Source organism: Kribbella sp. NPDC026596 (assembly GCF_040638415.1).
Classification (GTDB): Bacteria; Actinomycetota; Actinomycetes; order Propionibacteriales; family Kribbellaceae; genus Kribbella.
In genome coordinates, this window is the sequence record NZ_JBEZYF010000042.1 from 59736 (window position 1) to 74307 (window position 14572).

The window sequence follows — 14572 nt, forward strand, 5'->3', positions numbered from 1 at the left end:
CGATCATCGATTACAGAGCGCTGACGGTCTGGCCGAATCCGGTAGTCGCCCCGCCGCGCGGCACTAGCGTCGGGATCATGGCTGATATCGGCGTGATCGGTGGCTCCGGCTTCTACTCGTTCCTGTCCGACGCACAGACCGTCGAGCTCGACACACCCTTCGGCCCGCCCAGCGAGCCGCCCGTGGTCGGCGAACTCGACGGGCGTGCGGTCGCGTTCATCCCCCGGCACGGTGCCGATCACCGCTTCCCGCCGCATCGCGTCAACTACCGAGCCAACCTGTGGGCCCTGCGGGAGCTCGGCGTACGGCAGGTACTCGGGCCGTGTGCGGTCGGCTCGTTGAAACCGGAGCTCGTGCCGGGCACGTTCGTCGTACCCGATCAGTACGTCGACCGCACCTGGGGGCGCGAACACACGGTGTACGACGGCCGGCCGGTGGTGCACACGTCCGTCGCCGACCCGTACTGTCCCACCGGCCGGGCGACGGTGATTGCCGCGGGCAACGTCGTACCCGGGGGCACGATGGTGGTCATCAACGGACCGCGCTTCTCCACTCGCGCCGAGTCCGCCTGGCATGCGGCGCAGGGCTGGTCGATCGTCGGTATGACGGGCGCGCCCGAAGCGTCGATCGCCCGCGAACTCGCGCTCTGCTACACATCGATCGCGCTCGTCACCGACCACGACGCGGGGATCCAGACGGGCGAAGGCGTCACGCAGGCGGAGGTGTTCAAGGTCTTCGGCGAGAGCATCGAGCGCCTGCGGCACCTGCTCACCGAGGTGATCGGTCAGCTGCCGAAGCCGGACGCCGACTGCAGCTGCCGCCACGCCCTCGACGGTACGGCGGCTGCCCGGTGAGGGTTCTGCTGACCGGCGGCGCCGGGTTCATCGGACGGCAGGTCCGCCACCAACTCGTTGCTGAAGGCCACGAAGTGGTGGTGCTCGACTCGTTTCGACCGGACGTGCATACGCACAAGCCGGCGCCGCGACCCGGGCTGATCGTCGGTGATGTGCGCGACGGGGCCACTGTGGCGGCGGCGCTGGACGGCATCGATACCGTGATCCATCTCGCCGCGAAGGTCGGGCTTGGCGTCGACCTCGACGATTTGGACGACTACGTCTCGAGCAACAGCCTCGGTACGGCGGTCCTGCTCCGGCAACTCGCGCACACGAAGATCCGGCACGTCGTCTATGCCAGTTCGATGGTCGTGTACGGCGAGGGCCGCTACGACTGTGATCAGCACGGTCAGGTGGCGCCCGGTCCACGCCGTACCGAGGATCTCGAGGCGGGTCGCTTCGAACCACCGTGCCCGATCTGCGGCGCTCAGCTCCGGCCGGGTCTGGTCGCAGAGAGCGCGCTCCTCGATCCACGCAACGCCTACGCGGCCAGCAAGCTGAACGGCGAGCACCTGGCCGCGTCGTGGGCACGCGAAACCGGCGGGAGAGTGAGCGCTCTCCGGTTCCACAACGTCTACGGGCCTGGCATGCCGCGGAACACGCCGTACGCCGGGGTCGCGGCAATCTTCCGTTCGATGCTGGAGCGCGGTGAGGCGCCGAGGGTGTTCGAGGACGGCCGCCAGCGGCGCGACTTCATCCACGTCCGGGACATCGCCACGGCCGTCACCATGTCTGCCGCCGCACTCCCCCACCAGCCGGCGTTCACCGCCTACAACGTCGGCAGCGGCACCATGCAGACCATCGGCGACGTCGCGACAGCGCTCTCCCGTGCCTACAACGGACCGGCTCCGGTCGTCACCGGGCAGTACCGCTTGGGCGACGTCCGCCACATCACCGCTTCGTCGGCCCGGCTCAAGGACACCCTCGGATGGAAGCCCGCCTACGACCTCACGACAGGCCTCGCCGACCTAGTTGCCGGCGGGCACCGGTGGTAAGTCGATCTGGAAGGCGCAGCCGCCATCCACGTTGCTGACGCCGATCTGGCCGTCGTGGGACTCCACGACTCCGCGCGCGATCGCGAGACCGAGTCCGCCACCGGTCGACGAATCGGCGTCCGGGGTGCGCTGCTCGTCGCCGCGCCAGCCGATGTCGAAGACGCGCTCGAGGTCATCGGCCGGGATGCCGCCGCAGCCGTCCGTGACGGCGAGCCGGACGCGGCCGTCGGGTTCGCGGTCGACGGCCAGGGTCACCGTCCCACCGGGTGAGGTGTGACGGATCGCGTTGCCGACCAGGTTGGTGACGGCGCGGGTGAGCTCGTCGGGATCACCCTGGACGGCGAGCCGATCGTTGTCCGACGGCGTCGACACTTTGAGCCCGACACCCGAAGACCGTGCGTGCTCACCGTTCTCCCCCGCCACGTCCTCGGCCAGCTCTCGCAGACTGACCGCCGACCGGCGGCGCGGCGGAGGCGCCGCCGACAACCGGGACAGCTCGAACAGGTCGTCGACCAACCCGGTCATCCGATCCACCGTCGCGCGCATCTGCCGCAGAGCGCCGGGTACGTCGTCGATCACGCCGTCCTCGAGCCCCTCGGACAAGGCCCGCAACCCGGCGAGCGGCGTCCGAAGATCGTGGGACATGAAGGCCACCAGCTCCCGCCGGCTCGCCTCCAGCGCACGCTCGCGTTCATGTGACGCCGCCAGCTTCCGACGCGTCATCTCCAGTTCGTCCGCCAATTCCGCCAGCTCGGCCGGCACCGCACCGGCCAGTGCGACCGGCGCCTCGTACGACGTCCCGAGGTGACGCAACCGCCGGCCCACGTCGCGCGATCCCGTGCTGATCCAGTGCCCGAGCAGGACCGACATCCCCAGCCCGAGCAGGGCCGCGAACGCGAGCGTCCAGAGCACGACCCACGAGTCGTGCTCGGAGATGAACATCGCCCGCACGCTCTGCAGCACCGCGGCCAACGCGGCCGCCATCGGCGCCAGCGCCGCCACGATCATCGTGATCCGCAACGACCGCCGCCGGAACTGCCACAGGATCCCGGCCCCGAGGGCCGCCACGACCAGCGTCCACAACGTGGTGAGCGCCAGGATCGTGAACATGTCCTTGTTCATTCGGCGTCCCCGACGAACCGGTAGCCCGTCCGCGGCACCGTGAGTACCAGCCGGGGATCGGACGGATCGACCTCGATCTTCTCCCGCAGCCGCCGTACGTGCACGGTGACGGTCGAGGAGTCGCCGAAGTCCCACCCCCACACGCGCCGGAGCAACTCGGCTTTCGTGTACGCCTTGCCGGGATGCGACACCAGATACGCGAGGAGGTCGAACTCGCGATGGGTCAGAGCGAGCTCCGTGCCGTCGAGGTAGGCGATCCGGGCGGCCGTGTCGATCGTGATCGGGCCGGCGCTCAGCTTGGTCGGCGTCAGGTCGAGCCCGGCCAGCCGTTCCTCGCGCCGCAGCATGGCCTGCACCCGCAGCGTGAGCTCCCGCGGGCTGAACGGCTTGACCACGTAGTCGTCCGCGCCGACCTCCAGCCCGACCAGCCGGTCCTCCTCCTCGCCGCGCGCGGACAGCATGATCACCGCGGCCCCGTCGTCGGCCGCGCGCATCCGGCGCAGCACCTCCAGCCCGGACAGTCCGGGCAGCATCACGTCCAGGACGACGACCGACGGTTTCCACTGCTGCCAGACTTCGACCGCCGCGACGCCGTCGGCCACCACGCGGGCGTCGTACCCGGCCTTGGTCAGGTACGCCGAGACGACGTTGGACACAGTCGGGTCGTCGTCGACCACGAGCACACGAGTAGCCACGCCTAGAGCCTAGATCTTCGGATCGGCCGCACCCCCGGTCCCCACCGTACGGCGTCGCGATGTAAGCGATCCGTAGTCGCGCTCGGTCCGTTGTCGGGACCGATGTTCCCTACGGTCGAAGTGTGTCAGTCGATCTCGTCCTGCCGTGCCTCAACGAGGCTGCCGCCCTGCCCTGGGTGCTCGAACGGTTGCCGGCCGGGGTGCGGGCGGTTGTCGTCGACAACGGTTCCACCGACGGTTCAGCGGAGGTGGCCGCGGATCTGGGCGCGACCGTCGTCCGGTGCCCGGCGAAAGGGTACGGCGCCGCGTGTCAGGCCGGCCTGGAAGCAGCCGAGGCGGAGGTGGTCGCGTTCATGGACGCTGACGCGTCGTTGGATCCGCGGCAGCTGGTCCGGGTGACCGCTCCGGTGCTGGCCGGGTCGATCGATCTCATGGTCGGCCGGCGACGGGCAGTGTCCCGGGACGTGTGGCCGTGGCATCTTCGGTGGGCGAACGCCGAGTTGTCCCGCCGGATCAGACGCCGTACCGGGATCCGCTTGCACGATCTGGGCCCGATGCGCGCGGCCCGGCGTACCGCGCTTCTGGACCTTGGGCTGCTGGACCGGCGATCCGGGTACCCGTTGGAGACCGTGGTCCGCGCCGCCGACGCCGGTTGGCGGATCGCGGAGGTCGATGTCGACTACCTGCCGCGCTCCGGGCGGTCCAAAGTCACCGGTACGCCGCTCGGCGCGGCCCGGGCCGTCCTCGACATGTCGAAGGTGCTGGCGAGGTGACCCGCGGGACGCTGATCGTTATCGCGAAGGAGCCGGTTCCGGGGCGGGTGAAGACGCGGCTGCAGACCGAGTTCAGCGCTGACGAGGCTGCGGTGCTGGCCCGGGCGTCGCTCGCGGACACGCTGAGTGCGGTGCGCTCGGCGCCGGCCTCGCGCCGGGTCCTCGCGCTCGACGGCTCGCCTGGTCCTTGGCTCCCAGATGGCTTCGACGTGGTCGGGCAGCGTGGAGACGGGTTGGCCGAGCGGCTGGCGGCAGCGTTCGAGGACGCTTTCGACGGTACCCCGATGTTGCTCGTCGGCATGGACACGCCTCAGGTGACGCCTGCTCTGCTGGGGTTCCGGTGGCCTGGGTACGACGCTGTCCTTGGGCTGACCGACGACGGTGGCTATTGGTGCCTCGGACTCCGGGTGCCTGATCGGCGGGCGTTGATCGGCGTACCGATGTCCACCGATCACACCGGCCGCGACCAACTGCGGCGGCTGCGAGCACTCGGACTGCGGGTGATGCTGTTGCCGACTTTGCGCGACATGGATACGCCTCGTGACGCCGGGTTGATTGCTGCCGCGCATCCGTCGTTGCGCATGTCCCGGCTTCATCAGCGGCTGCGGCATGCGGCCCATCCGGGGTTGCTGTTCGAGCAGGCGTTGGGCGGTACGGCGCGAGTCGTTGCTACCGGCATCGATGGTCGGACCGTACCGTCGCTGTCCGAACTCGACCGCTGGCAGTCGCCCGCGGACGAGGTCGACCGGCTCGCGCTGAGCCGGTGTGAAGGTCCGGTCCTCGACATCGGCTGCGGGCCGGGACGGATCGTGACCGCGCTGGCGGAGCGAGGGATCGTCGCGTTGGGGGTCGATGTGTCGCCACGGGCGGTGTCGCTCACGACGGCCCGTGGCGCGGCGGCGTTGCGGCGGCCGGTGCAGGATCGGCTGCCGGGTGAGGGGCGCTGGGGCAGTGTGCTGCTGATGGACGGCAACATCGGGATCGGCGGCGACCCGGCCGACCTGCTCCGTCGCTGCGCCGAACTCGTCCGCCCCGACGGACTCGTCCTGGTCGAGGTCGACCCGGACGACGACCTCGACGACCCCGCCCCGATCGTCCTGCGCAGCTCCACCGGCCGCCGCTCCACACCGTTGCCCTGGGCAAGAGTCGGCACCCGCGCCGTCCTCCGGCACGCCCGCCACGCCAACCTCCACCCCACCGAAGACTGGCGAGCCGCCCACCGAGCCTTCCTAACCCTCCGCCGATCCGCCTAATGCCCCGGCGGATGCGGGGGGTTGTGGGGGGTGTGGTGGCGGTGGGGTGTTGTGGTGGGGTGATTGGGGCTTCGGCTGGGGAGTGGTGGCCGAATTTGGTGCTTGTGGTGGGGTGTTTGGTGGTGATGGGGGTGGTGTGGTGGGTCAAGGGGCTCACCGTGATGACCGTGGTGGTGGTTGCTGCGTTTTGTCAGGTGCCCGGGGTTATGCAGGGGCCGCTCACCAGTACGGACGCTTACCGGTACGTGTGGGACGGGCGGGTGCAGTTGTCGGGCCACTCGCCGTACGCGCGGGTGCCGTTGGACGACAGCCTGGCGCGGTTGCGGGATCCCGTGTTGTTTCCGGGGTTAGGGCCGACCGAGCGGTCGGGGGTGACCGGACCACCGCGGGTGCCCAAGGACCCGGCGGCGCTGGCGGCGCTCTCGCAGGATGACCCGAGGACGCGGATCAACCGGCCGCGCGTGCCGACCATCTACCCGCCCGTCGCGCAGGCCTACTTCACGGTGGTCGCGTTCTTCACGCCGTGGTCCGCCGGGACACTCGGTCTCCAGATTGCAGCAGCGTTGATCGCCTTAGCACTCACCTGGCTACTCGCCGTACAGGAACCCAGGTGGGCGGCTCTGTGGGGTTGGTCACCGATCGTCGCCCTCGAGGCCGGCAACGCCGCACACATCGACGTCCTCGCCGCGCTCCTGATCGCTGCCGCGGTCGTCACCGCCACCCGACGCCCGAAGCTCGCCGCGGTCCTCCTCGGCGCGGCCGCGAGCGTGAAGCTGCTGCCGCTCCTGCTGCTCCCGGCCATCCGCGGCCGGCGACCAATAGTTGCCGTTGGCACCTTCATCGCGTCGTACGTCCCGCAGCTCCTTGCCGCCGGCACCTTGGTGCTCGGCTTCCTGCCCGGCTACCTGACCCAGGAAGGCTTCGACGACGGCAGCTCCCGATCGGCGATTCTCGCGCTCCTGCTGCCTCCTGAGGCCCGTCAGCTGGTCGCCGCGGCCCTCGCGCTGACCCTGGCAGCGACGGCTTTCCGGCGGGCGAAACACGACCCGATCGCCGTCACCTGTTGCTGGCTGTACGGCGCCGCGCTGCTGATCGCCACCCCGACCTACCCGTGGTACGGCCTCCCGCTGATCGCGCTCGCGGTCCTCGCGCGCCGGCCCGAGTGGCTCGCCGTACCGCTGGCGTCGTACCTGGCCTACGCGAGCTTCGGGCACGACACCCGGCAGGGCCTGATCCACCTCACGGCGGCTGTCATCGTTGTCATCGCCCTCACGATCCGTCGCCGAACCGCTACAGCAAAGGCGTTTGACGCGCCGACGTTCGCCACCCAACACTGATCGGCGTGACGAAACCCATCGCCCTCGCGACCTCGGCCGACTTCGCCGAGTTGCACGAGCACGACCTCCCGCTCGTCGACGCCCTCCGCGCCGCCGACCTCGACCCGGTCGTCGAGATCTGGACCGACCCGTCCGTCGACTGGTCCGGGTACGACGCCGTCCTGCTGCGCTCGGTCTGGGACTACCACCGCCGGTACGACGAGTTCACCGAATGGCTCGCACAACTCGACAAGGCCGGCGTCCCCGTGCTGAACGACAGCGGTCTGGTCCGCTGGAACGGCGACAAGCGGTACCTGCTCGAGCTCCGCGAGCGTGGTGTCGCGATCGTGCCGTCCCAGGTCGCCGCCGGTGCCTGCCTGCGCGAGGTGGTCGCCGGGCTGACCGGCCAGGAGATCGTCGTCAAGCCGATCGTCGGCGCGAGCGCCCTGCACACGATCCGCGGCCTGGCCGGGTCCGCGGAGCTCGACCGAGCCCTGGATGAGCTGCCGGACCTCGTCTACCTGGTCCAGCCGTTCCAGTCCGAGATCCTCACCGGCGGCGAATGGTCCCTGATGTTCATCGACGGTGAGTACACGCACGCCGTCGTGAAGCGCCCGGCAGCCGGTGACTACCGGGTCCAGGAACACCACGGCGGCCACTCGATCCTCATCGACCCGGCGCCCGCCGTACTGGACGGTGCCCGGACGGCCCTGGAGGCGGCGGGTGCCACGCCGGCGTACGCACGCGTCGACGGTGTGGTCGTCAACGGCCGCTTCCTCCTGATGGAGCTCGAACTGATCGAGCCCTACCTGTTCCTCCCCCACTCCCCGCAAGCAACCCAGAAGCTCGCTGCCACCGTCGCGGCCCGCGTCTAGCTCGCGGCCGCCGGATAGGGTCGGGGCATGCCGACGCTCGACGATATCCGCCAGGCCGCGCGACAGTTGGACGGCCGCATCCACCGCACCCCGATGCTGAGCTCCAGCGCGCTGGACGAGCGGTTCGGCGGTGAGATCGCGTTGAAGGCGGAGTTGTTCCAGAAGACCGGCAGTTTCAAGGTGCGCGGTCTGCTGACCAAGCTGCTCCGGTTGAGTGCCGAGGAGCGGGACCGCGGCGTGATCACGGTCTCGGCCGGCAACGCGGCGGGCGCACTCGCGTGGGCCGCCCGGAACGCCGGTGTGCCGGCGACCGTGGTGATGGCGAAGACCGCCGTACCGGCCAAGGTGGACGCGGCCCGCGGGTACGGCGCGACCGTAGAACTGGTCGAGGGTGACCTGATGGCGGAGTACGAGCGGATCCGGGACGAGCGCAAGCTGACCGGCGTTCACCCGTTCGACGACGAGGACGTGATCACCGGGCACGGCAGCCTCGGCCTCGAGCTGCTAGAGGATCGTCCCGACCTCGACACCGTGCTCGTCCCGGTCGGCGGCGGCGGGCTGATCTTGGGCGTCGCGACGGCGGTCAAGCTCGTGAAGCCTACGATCCGCGTGATCGGTATCGAGCCCGAGCAGGCCGACGTGGTCAGCCGCAGCCTCGCGGCCGGCGAGCCGCAGAAGCTCCCGACGGCCCGCTCGATCGCCGATGGGCTGGCCGCGCCGGTCTGCAGCACGCGCAACCTCCCGCTCATCCAGCAGTACGTCGACACCGTCGTACGCGTGAGTGAGGAGGCGCTGCTGGAAGCGACGCGGCTGGTGATGTCGCGGACCAAACTCGCCCTCGAACCAGCAGCCGCCGCACCGTTCGCCGCCCTGCTCGAGGGCAGCATTCAACTCGACGGGGTCACCGCCGCTGTGGTCAGCGGCGGCAACCTGGACGTCTCGAAGCTGATGCTCTAGGCGGGAACCAACCGGGCCTGCGCGCCGGACCTGACCCCGTCACTCGGATCGTCGACCAGGTCACCCTGGCGAACCGGATCGTGCTCCGGCAGCAGGATGTCGCGCGCCACCACCAGCATCAGCCAGAGCGTCCCGGCCATCCGCAGGATCACCGACAACCAGTAGATCCGATCCGGCACCTCCGGATTGCCGGGCGCGAGGAACTGGGCCAGATGCATCCACACCAGCATCCAGTAGAAACACTCGCACGCCTGCCAGATCAGCCAGTCCCGCAACCGCGGCCGGGCCAGCGCCACCAACGGCAGCAGCCACAGCACGTACTGCGGTGAGTAGACCTTGTTGATCAGCAGGAACGCCGCCACCACCAGGAACGCCAGTTGGGCGAAGCGAGGTGGTCGTGGCGCCATCAACCCGAGGATCGCGATCGACAGGCACAGGCCGGCGAAGATCACGATGTTCAGCTGGTTGACGTCCGCGACCTCGTGCTTGGCCAGCTTCAGCACGTACCAGATCGAGCCGTAGTCACTCTCCCGCTGATCGTTGAACGTCCAGAACGACATCCATTCGTTCTTCGCCAGCAGATAGATCGGCGCGTTCACCAGACCCCACGCGACCGCCGCGGCGATCGTCGCCTGGAACCATGGCCACAGCTTGCGGCCCCGGATGCACACGATCAGCAGCGGCCCGAGCAGCAGGAACGGATAGAACTTCGCTGCCGTCCCCAACCCGAGCAGGATGCCGAACCAGATCGGTCTCCCGCGCGACCAGGCGAACATCGCCCCGGCTGTGAGCGCGACCGCGAACAGGTCCCAGTTGATCGTCGACGTGAGCGCGAGTACTGGCGCGGCGGCGACGTACAGCGCGTCCAGTGGCTGCCCTCGGGCCGCACCCGGGCGCGATTCGACGCCGCGTGCGGTGGCGAGGGTGAAGCCGACCATGAACAGCGCGCAGATGAACAGCATCGCCACGTTGACGACGAAGAACACGCCCGCCGTGTCGCGCTTCTGCTCGACGGTCAGGTCCTTCTTCGGGTCTCCGGTGAACAGCCAGGTGATCCTCGCCGCGACCTCCATGAAGCCGCCGGTGAGCACCGGGTACTCCAGCACCGGGTAGTTGCCGGTGTCCAGGAACGGCCGGTTGCCCTCGGCGAAACCACGCTCCTGGTACAGGAACCCGATGTCGGAGTAGCAGAGCGCCTTGAACGGCCGCCAGCTCTGCCGGTCCCAGCCGGCGTCCATGCACGGCGCCTTCTGCAGTACGCCGAGACCGAACGTGATCGTGCACACCGCGAGCGCGATCCGCAGCGGCGTCCACCAGGACGAGCTCAGCCGGGCGAACCGGCCGGTCGGCCCACCGAGCCCAACGGTCAGGCCGGCGACAGCCGGATCGACCTCGGTCGGCGGCTGCCGGTCCTGCGCGTCCTGGGTACGTGGTCCGGTCACGGTGGGCATCATCTCCTATCGGCTCACCTGGCGACCAGGAGAGGTTACCCACAGGTGCCTGAAGCCCAGTGCAGGCAGGGCCGCGCGCCGTCAGCCCGGTAGTGGTCCGGTCCAGATCGCCTGCCAGAAAGACCAAGCTCAGGTCGTAGAGCGGCGGCGGGTCGGACGGCAACGATGCAGCGCAACGCGCCGGTCAGGCGATCACGCCAGGACACCACAGCGTCGTACGACAGGATGCGCGCCACGACGACGATGGCCGCACCGATCGTTGCCATGTACACCGTGTAGAAATGCGACGTCCACAGCAGCGCGACGACGAACGGCGTCACCAGCATCGACGGTATCGACCGCCGGCGCAGGATCCACTCGCAGAGCAGGCAGAGCACCGGGAAAGCGATCATCCCGTTCAGCCACACGGTCATGTACGCCGCGTCATCGATCGCCCAGGCGCAGGCGCCGTACGAGACCCCGGCCGCTATCGCGAGCCAGACAGGTCCGGCCGGACGCAGGCGACGCAGGTACGCCGTCATCGCGCCGGCGCCGAGCGAGATCGCGGCGACCGCGACGAAGAACAGCGCCAGGTCGATCTGGTCGCGAGGTAGCACTAGTGCGATCCACGACAGCGTCGAACCGACGTACGCCATCAGATCGCCAAGGAACGGAACGCCGAACCCGCTCGACCAGTTGAAGAGCAGATCGCCGGGCGCCTGACCGGTGACGACGTCGCGCAGGTGTGCGTACATCGGGACGAACTGCTGACCGAGGTCGTTGGTGCTCCGGGCGCGGTCGCCGAACGGGTACGTCCCGCGGATGATCCCGCTCGCGACGAACGTCGTACCGGCCGCCGCCGCGGCGACCAGGACCGGCCAGTGACGGCCGAGCCAGGGGAACCTCCTCCTCATACTGCCTGCCGGGACTCGGCAACCGAGGCAGACGGCGCTGGATGCTTGAGGTAGGTCAGCTGCGCGGCTTCCTGCCGGCTGCGCCCGACAGCATCGAGCACGTAGCCGAGCACGAGCATCAGGATGGCAACCAGACCGATCGACGAGGCCAGGACGGCGGTCGGGAACCTCGGCACCAGGCCGGTGTCGAGATAGTCCAGTACGACGGGTGCACCGAGAATCAGCGCCACCATACCGAGCACGCCGGCCAGGACACCATGGAAGAGCGTTGGCCTTTCGAGCCGGGTCAGGCTCAGAATCCACCGCAGAGTGCGCACACCGTCGCGGTAGGTGCGCAGCTTGCTCTCACCACCGCTGGGGCGTTCCTTGTATCCGACCGGTATCTCCGCGACCGGGACCCGCAGGTGCAGCGAGTGGATGGTCAGCTCGGTCTCGATCTCGAACTCCCGCGACAACGCCGGGAACGACTTGACGTACCGCCGTGAGAACGCTCGATAGCCGCTGAGCATGTCGGTGATCTCCCGGCCGAACAACAGGCCGGTGGCACCGGTGAGGCTCGGCGTACGACGTTGCCCTTGCCTTTGCGCGCGAGGCAAAATTCTCATCTAGACCGGTAAAAGAGGCCTTTTCGGATCAGACCGTGGTGCCCTGGTCGCTGTCCGGGGTCTCGATCCGGGCCAGCCAGGCAGCCAGCAGCCGCTCCAACTGCTGGGCATCAGCCGGAGTCAGCGCTTCGTTCAGCAGCCGTTGCTCATTGGCCATGTGAGCGGCGAAGGCCTTGTCGATCAGGCGCTTGCCGGCCGGGGTGAGCCGGACGACGCGACCGCGACCGTCGTCGTCACTGCGGCGGCGCCGGACCAGGCCCGCTTGCTCGAGCCGGTCGACCCGCTTGGTGACCGCTCCGGTGGTGACCATCGTGTGCAGCGCGATCTCCCCCGGAGCACGCTCGTACGGCGCTCCCGCGCGACGCAGTGCCGCGAGTACGTCGAACTCCCCTTCGGACAGCCCGTACTGCGCGTAGAGCAGGGTCAGCTCGCCGGTCAGGTGGTTCGCGATCCGGTGCAGCCGGCCGATCACGCCCTGCGGACCCGTGTCGACGTCCGGCCGCTCCCGCGCCCACTCCGCCTGGATCCTGGCCACCCGGTCGTCGGTCATGCCACTGACTATATCTTCCACGGAAGATATAATAGTTTCCATGGAAAATACTTTCCGCTGGGTGCTCGTCACCGCGATCGCCCCGGTGGCCTGGGGCACGAACTACTTCGTCACCCACGAGTACCTGCCCGCCGGCTACCCCTTGTACGGCGCGGTGTTCCGGGCGCTGCCGGCCGGCGTACTCCTGCTCTGCCTGGCCCGGCGCCGCCCGCGCGGGATGTGGTGGTGGCGGTCGCTGCTGCTCGGCGTGTGCAACATGGGCGCGTTCTTCGCGCTCATCTACCTGGCGTCGCAGCTACTGCCGGTCAGCCTGGCGTCGACGATCATGTCCGCCTCGCCGCTGACCATGGCGTTGTTCGCCTGGGCGCTGCTCGCGGAACGGCCGACCGCTGCAGTGCTGACTGGCGCCGCGGCTGGGATCGCCGGTGTCTTCCGCCTGCTCGGCGCGGGGTCGACAGCGGTCGACCTGCGCGGAGTCGCCGCTTCGGTCGCGGCCCTCACGATGTCGTCCTGCGGGTACATCCTCGCCAAGCAGTGGGGCCGCGCCGACGGTCCGCTCGCGACGACCTCCTGGCAACTGATCGCGGGTGGTCTGGTGCTGGTCCCGTTCGCGGTGATCTTCGAGGGTGCGCCGCCGAGGTTGGACGGCCCGGCGCTCGCCGGTTTCGCGTACGTCGGGTTGATCGCGACCGCACTCGCGTTCACCGCATGGTTCACCGGCTTGCGTCATCTGACCGCCGCCACGGTCGGACTGATCGGGCTGCTCAACCCAGTGACCGGCGTACTGCTCGGCGTACTGGTGTCGGGTGAGGTGCTGACCCTTCGGCAGGTGCTCGGGCTGGCACTGGTGCTGCTGGGGATCACACTGAGCCGTCCACGACGCGGATCAGGGGTTGAGGTCCGAAGGGAGGAGCCTTCTAAGGTTTATCGATGAACCTCGAGTGGAGTACGCCGGAGCTGACCCTGACGTTCGCGATCGACGACGGGCCGGTGCGGCTGATCACCGGGTCCGACCGTGAGCTGACCCAACCGCTCGTGGAGGTGTCCGCGATCGGGTACGGGCGCTCCCCCGGCACCAACCGTCACGTCGACACGGTCCTCGGCCGGCGCCTGCGCTACGTCACCCACGAAGACACCGGCTCGACCCTGCGCATCGTGCAAGAGGACGCCGACACCGGTCTCCGCGTGACCAGCGTCTTCGAAGCTGGAGCCGGGGTCCGGGCCTGGTCCGAGGCGTCGCTCACGCAACCCGGCGAACTCATCCTGGACTTCCTCTCGTCCCTCGTCGTCGGCCTGGAGTCCGTCGACGCCGAGCTTCACTCCGCGGCCAACGATTGGATGGGCGAGAACCGCTGGTCCGTGCAATCGCTGCGCACCAGTGGCGTGACGAAGATCGTGCGCGACCCGCACTTCCCGATCGCGAAGAGCCGGCTCGCCGTGACCAACACCGGCTCGTGGTCGACCGGTGAACGGCTTCCCGTCGGGGTCCTGGTCGGTACGTCGTACGCGCTCGGCTGGCAGATCGAGCACAACGGACCCTGGCACTACGAACTCGGGGAGAACCGCCGCGGCGGGTACCTCCTGCTCAGCGGGCCGACCGGCCAGGAGCACCAGTGGACGGTGCGACTCACCGAGGCGGAGTCGTTCACGACGGTGCCGGTGTCGCTCGTCGCCGGGACCAATCGCGACAGCACCTTCGCCGCACTCACTCGCCAGCGCCGTGCGGTGCGGAAGCGCCGGCCGATCGACGACCGGATGCCGGTCATCTTCAACGACTACATGAACACGTTGATGGGTGACCCGACGACGGACAAGTTGCTCCCGCTCATCGATGCCGCGGCCGCCGTCGGCGCGGACTACTTCTGCATCGACGCCGGTTGGTACGCCGAAGGCGACTGGTGGAGCACGGTCGGCGACTGGCAGCCGTCGGCCACGCGCTTCCCGAACGGCCTCGGCGAGGTGATCGAGCGGATCCACCAGCGCGGCATGGTGCCCGGCCTCTGGCTCGAGCCGGAGGTGATCGGGGTCGACGCGCCGATCGCCCGCGAACTCCCCGACGACGCGTTCCTCACCCGGCACGGCATCCGCGTCGCGGAGCACGGCCGCTACCTGCTCGACCTGCGCAACCCGCTGGCTCGGCAGCACCTCGACGACACGGTCGACCGGCTGGTCACCGACTTCGGCGTCGGCTTCT

General features: G+C 69.2%; 15 protein-coding genes. 9 read left to right on the plus strand and 6 right to left on the minus strand.

Features of this window, described 5'->3' with window-relative positions:
- Positions 1-77: 77 nt before the first annotated feature.
- Together AB0E63_RS29515 and AB0E63_RS29520 are read left to right on the plus strand one after the other, a co-directional pair.
- Positions 78-854 (plus strand): S-methyl-5'-thioadenosine phosphorylase, encoded by a 777-nt coding sequence (locus AB0E63_RS29515; protein ID WP_360373358.1) that lies wholly within the window; start codon positions 78-80, stop codon positions 852-854.
- Positions 851-1888, plus strand: coding sequence for an NAD-dependent epimerase/dehydratase family protein (locus tag AB0E63_RS29520; RefSeq protein WP_360373361.1), 1038 nt, complete (start codon positions 851-853; stop codon positions 1886-1888). The genes AB0E63_RS29515 and AB0E63_RS29520 overlap by 4 nt, the downstream gene beginning before the upstream one ends.
- Here the strand turns inward: AB0E63_RS29520 and AB0E63_RS29525 are convergent.
- Both AB0E63_RS29525 and AB0E63_RS29530 read right to left on the minus strand, forming a co-directional pair.
- Complete coding sequence (locus AB0E63_RS29525; protein ID WP_360373364.1) at positions 1862-3010, minus strand: HAMP domain-containing sensor histidine kinase; 1149 nt, start codon at positions 3008-3010, stop codon at positions 1862-1864. The genes AB0E63_RS29520 and AB0E63_RS29525 overlap by 27 nt on opposite strands.
- Positions 3007-3705, minus strand: coding sequence for a response regulator transcription factor (locus AB0E63_RS29530; protein WP_360373367.1), 699 nt, complete (start codon positions 3703-3705; stop codon positions 3007-3009). The genes AB0E63_RS29525 and AB0E63_RS29530 overlap by 4 nt, the downstream gene beginning before the upstream one ends.
- Before the next feature lie 122 nt (positions 3706-3827).
- On the opposite strand from AB0E63_RS29530, the gene AB0E63_RS29535 reads away from it, so the two are divergent.
- From AB0E63_RS29535 to AB0E63_RS29555, 5 genes are all read left to right on the plus strand, one after another.
- Positions 3828-4478: a glycosyltransferase family 2 protein gene (locus AB0E63_RS29535; RefSeq protein WP_360373370.1), complete on the plus strand. Its 651-nt coding sequence runs from the start codon at positions 3828-3830 to the stop codon at positions 4476-4478.
- The gene (locus AB0E63_RS29540) at positions 4475-5731 is read left to right on the plus strand and encodes a DUF2064 domain-containing protein (protein WP_360373373.1); all 1257 of its coding nucleotides are present in this window, start codon (positions 4475-4477) and stop codon (positions 5729-5731) included. The genes AB0E63_RS29535 and AB0E63_RS29540 overlap by 4 nt, the downstream gene beginning before the upstream one ends.
- 125 nt (positions 5732-5856) lie before the next feature.
- Positions 5857-7068 carry a hypothetical protein gene (locus AB0E63_RS29545; protein ID WP_360373401.1) on the plus strand — a complete coding sequence of 404 codons (1212 nt, stop codon included), beginning with the start codon at positions 5857-5859 and terminating at the stop codon, positions 7066-7068.
- Between the two features lie 5 nt (positions 7069-7073).
- The gene (locus AB0E63_RS29550; RefSeq protein ID WP_360373375.1) at positions 7074-7922 is read left to right on the plus strand and encodes a hypothetical protein; all 849 of its coding nucleotides are present in this window, start codon (positions 7074-7076) and stop codon (positions 7920-7922) included.
- A gap of 27 nt (positions 7923-7949) precedes the next feature.
- Positions 7950-8879, plus strand: a complete 930-nt coding sequence (locus tag AB0E63_RS29555; protein WP_360373378.1) for a pyridoxal-phosphate dependent enzyme — start codon at positions 7950-7952, stop codon at positions 8877-8879.
- On the opposite strand, the gene AB0E63_RS29560 is transcribed toward AB0E63_RS29555, so the two are convergent.
- Genes AB0E63_RS29560 through AB0E63_RS29575 form a run of 4 tightly spaced genes read right to left on the minus strand, consistent with a single transcriptional unit; the run spans position 8876 to position 12378 of the window.
- A complete protein-coding gene (locus tag AB0E63_RS29560) occupies positions 8876-10330 on the minus strand; it encodes a glycosyltransferase 87 family protein (RefSeq protein WP_360373404.1) in 1455 nt (484 codons plus the stop codon). The genes AB0E63_RS29555 and AB0E63_RS29560 overlap by 4 nt on opposite strands.
- A 35-nt stretch (positions 10331-10365) precedes the next feature.
- Positions 10366-11223, minus strand: a complete 858-nt coding sequence (locus AB0E63_RS29565; RefSeq protein ID WP_360373380.1) for a YfhO family protein — start codon at positions 11221-11223, stop codon at positions 10366-10368.
- Entirely contained in the window at positions 11220-11828 is a 609-nt protein-coding gene (locus tag AB0E63_RS29570) for a hypothetical protein (RefSeq protein WP_360373383.1), read from the minus strand. Before AB0E63_RS29570 ends, AB0E63_RS29565 begins: the two co-directional genes overlap by 4 nt.
- Positions 11829-11856: 28 nt before the next feature.
- Positions 11857-12378 (minus strand): MarR family transcriptional regulator, encoded by a 522-nt coding sequence (locus AB0E63_RS29575; protein WP_360373386.1) that lies wholly within the window; start codon positions 12376-12378, stop codon positions 11857-11859.
- 40 nt (positions 12379-12418) lie between these two features.
- Here AB0E63_RS29575 and AB0E63_RS29580 point away from each other — a divergent pair, with 40 nt between their 5' ends.
- Both AB0E63_RS29580 and AB0E63_RS29585 read left to right on the plus strand, forming a co-directional pair.
- Positions 12419-13312 carry an EamA family transporter gene (locus tag AB0E63_RS29580; RefSeq protein WP_360373389.1) on the plus strand — a complete coding sequence of 298 codons (894 nt, stop codon included), beginning with the start codon at positions 12419-12421 and terminating at the stop codon, positions 13310-13312.
- Positions 13309-14572: glycoside hydrolase family 36 protein (locus AB0E63_RS29585; protein ID WP_360373392.1), on the plus strand; the 1264-nt coding region annotated here is incomplete at its 3' end. The genes AB0E63_RS29580 and AB0E63_RS29585, both read left to right, overlap by 4 nt.

Bases quoted from the DNA above. Each gene is read 5' to 3' on its own strand.
- AB0E63_RS29515 (WP_360373358.1), top strand. From the start codon at position 78: ATGGCTGATATCGGCGTGATCGGTGGCTCCGGCTTCTACTCGTTCCTG.
- AB0E63_RS29525 (WP_360373364.1), bottom strand. From the start codon at position 3,010: ATGAACAAGGACATGTTCACGATCCTGGCGCTCACCACGTTGTGGACG.
- AB0E63_RS29545 (WP_360373401.1), top strand. From the start codon at position 5,857: ATGGGGGTGGTGTGGTGGGTCAAGGGGCTCACCGTGATGACCGTGGTG.
- AB0E63_RS29555 (WP_360373378.1), top strand. From the start codon at position 7,950: ATGCCGACGCTCGACGATATCCGCCAGGCCGCGCGACAGTTGGACGGC.
- AB0E63_RS29560 (WP_360373404.1), bottom strand. From the start codon at position 10,330: ATGCCCACCGTGACCGGACCACGTACCCAGGACGCGCAGGACCGGCAG.
- AB0E63_RS29565 (WP_360373380.1), bottom strand. From the start codon at position 11,223: ATGAGGAGGAGGTTCCCCTGGCTCGGCCGTCACTGGCCGGTCCTGGTC.
- AB0E63_RS29570 (WP_360373383.1), bottom strand. From the start codon at position 11,828: ATGAGAATTTTGCCTCGCGCGCAAAGGCAAGGGCAACGTCGTACGCCG.
- AB0E63_RS29575 (WP_360373386.1), bottom strand. From the start codon at position 12,378: ATGACCGACGACCGGGTGGCCAGGATCCAGGCGGAGTGGGCGCGGGAG.
- AB0E63_RS29580 (WP_360373389.1), top strand. From the start codon at position 12,419: ATGGAAAATACTTTCCGCTGGGTGCTCGTCACCGCGATCGCCCCGGTG.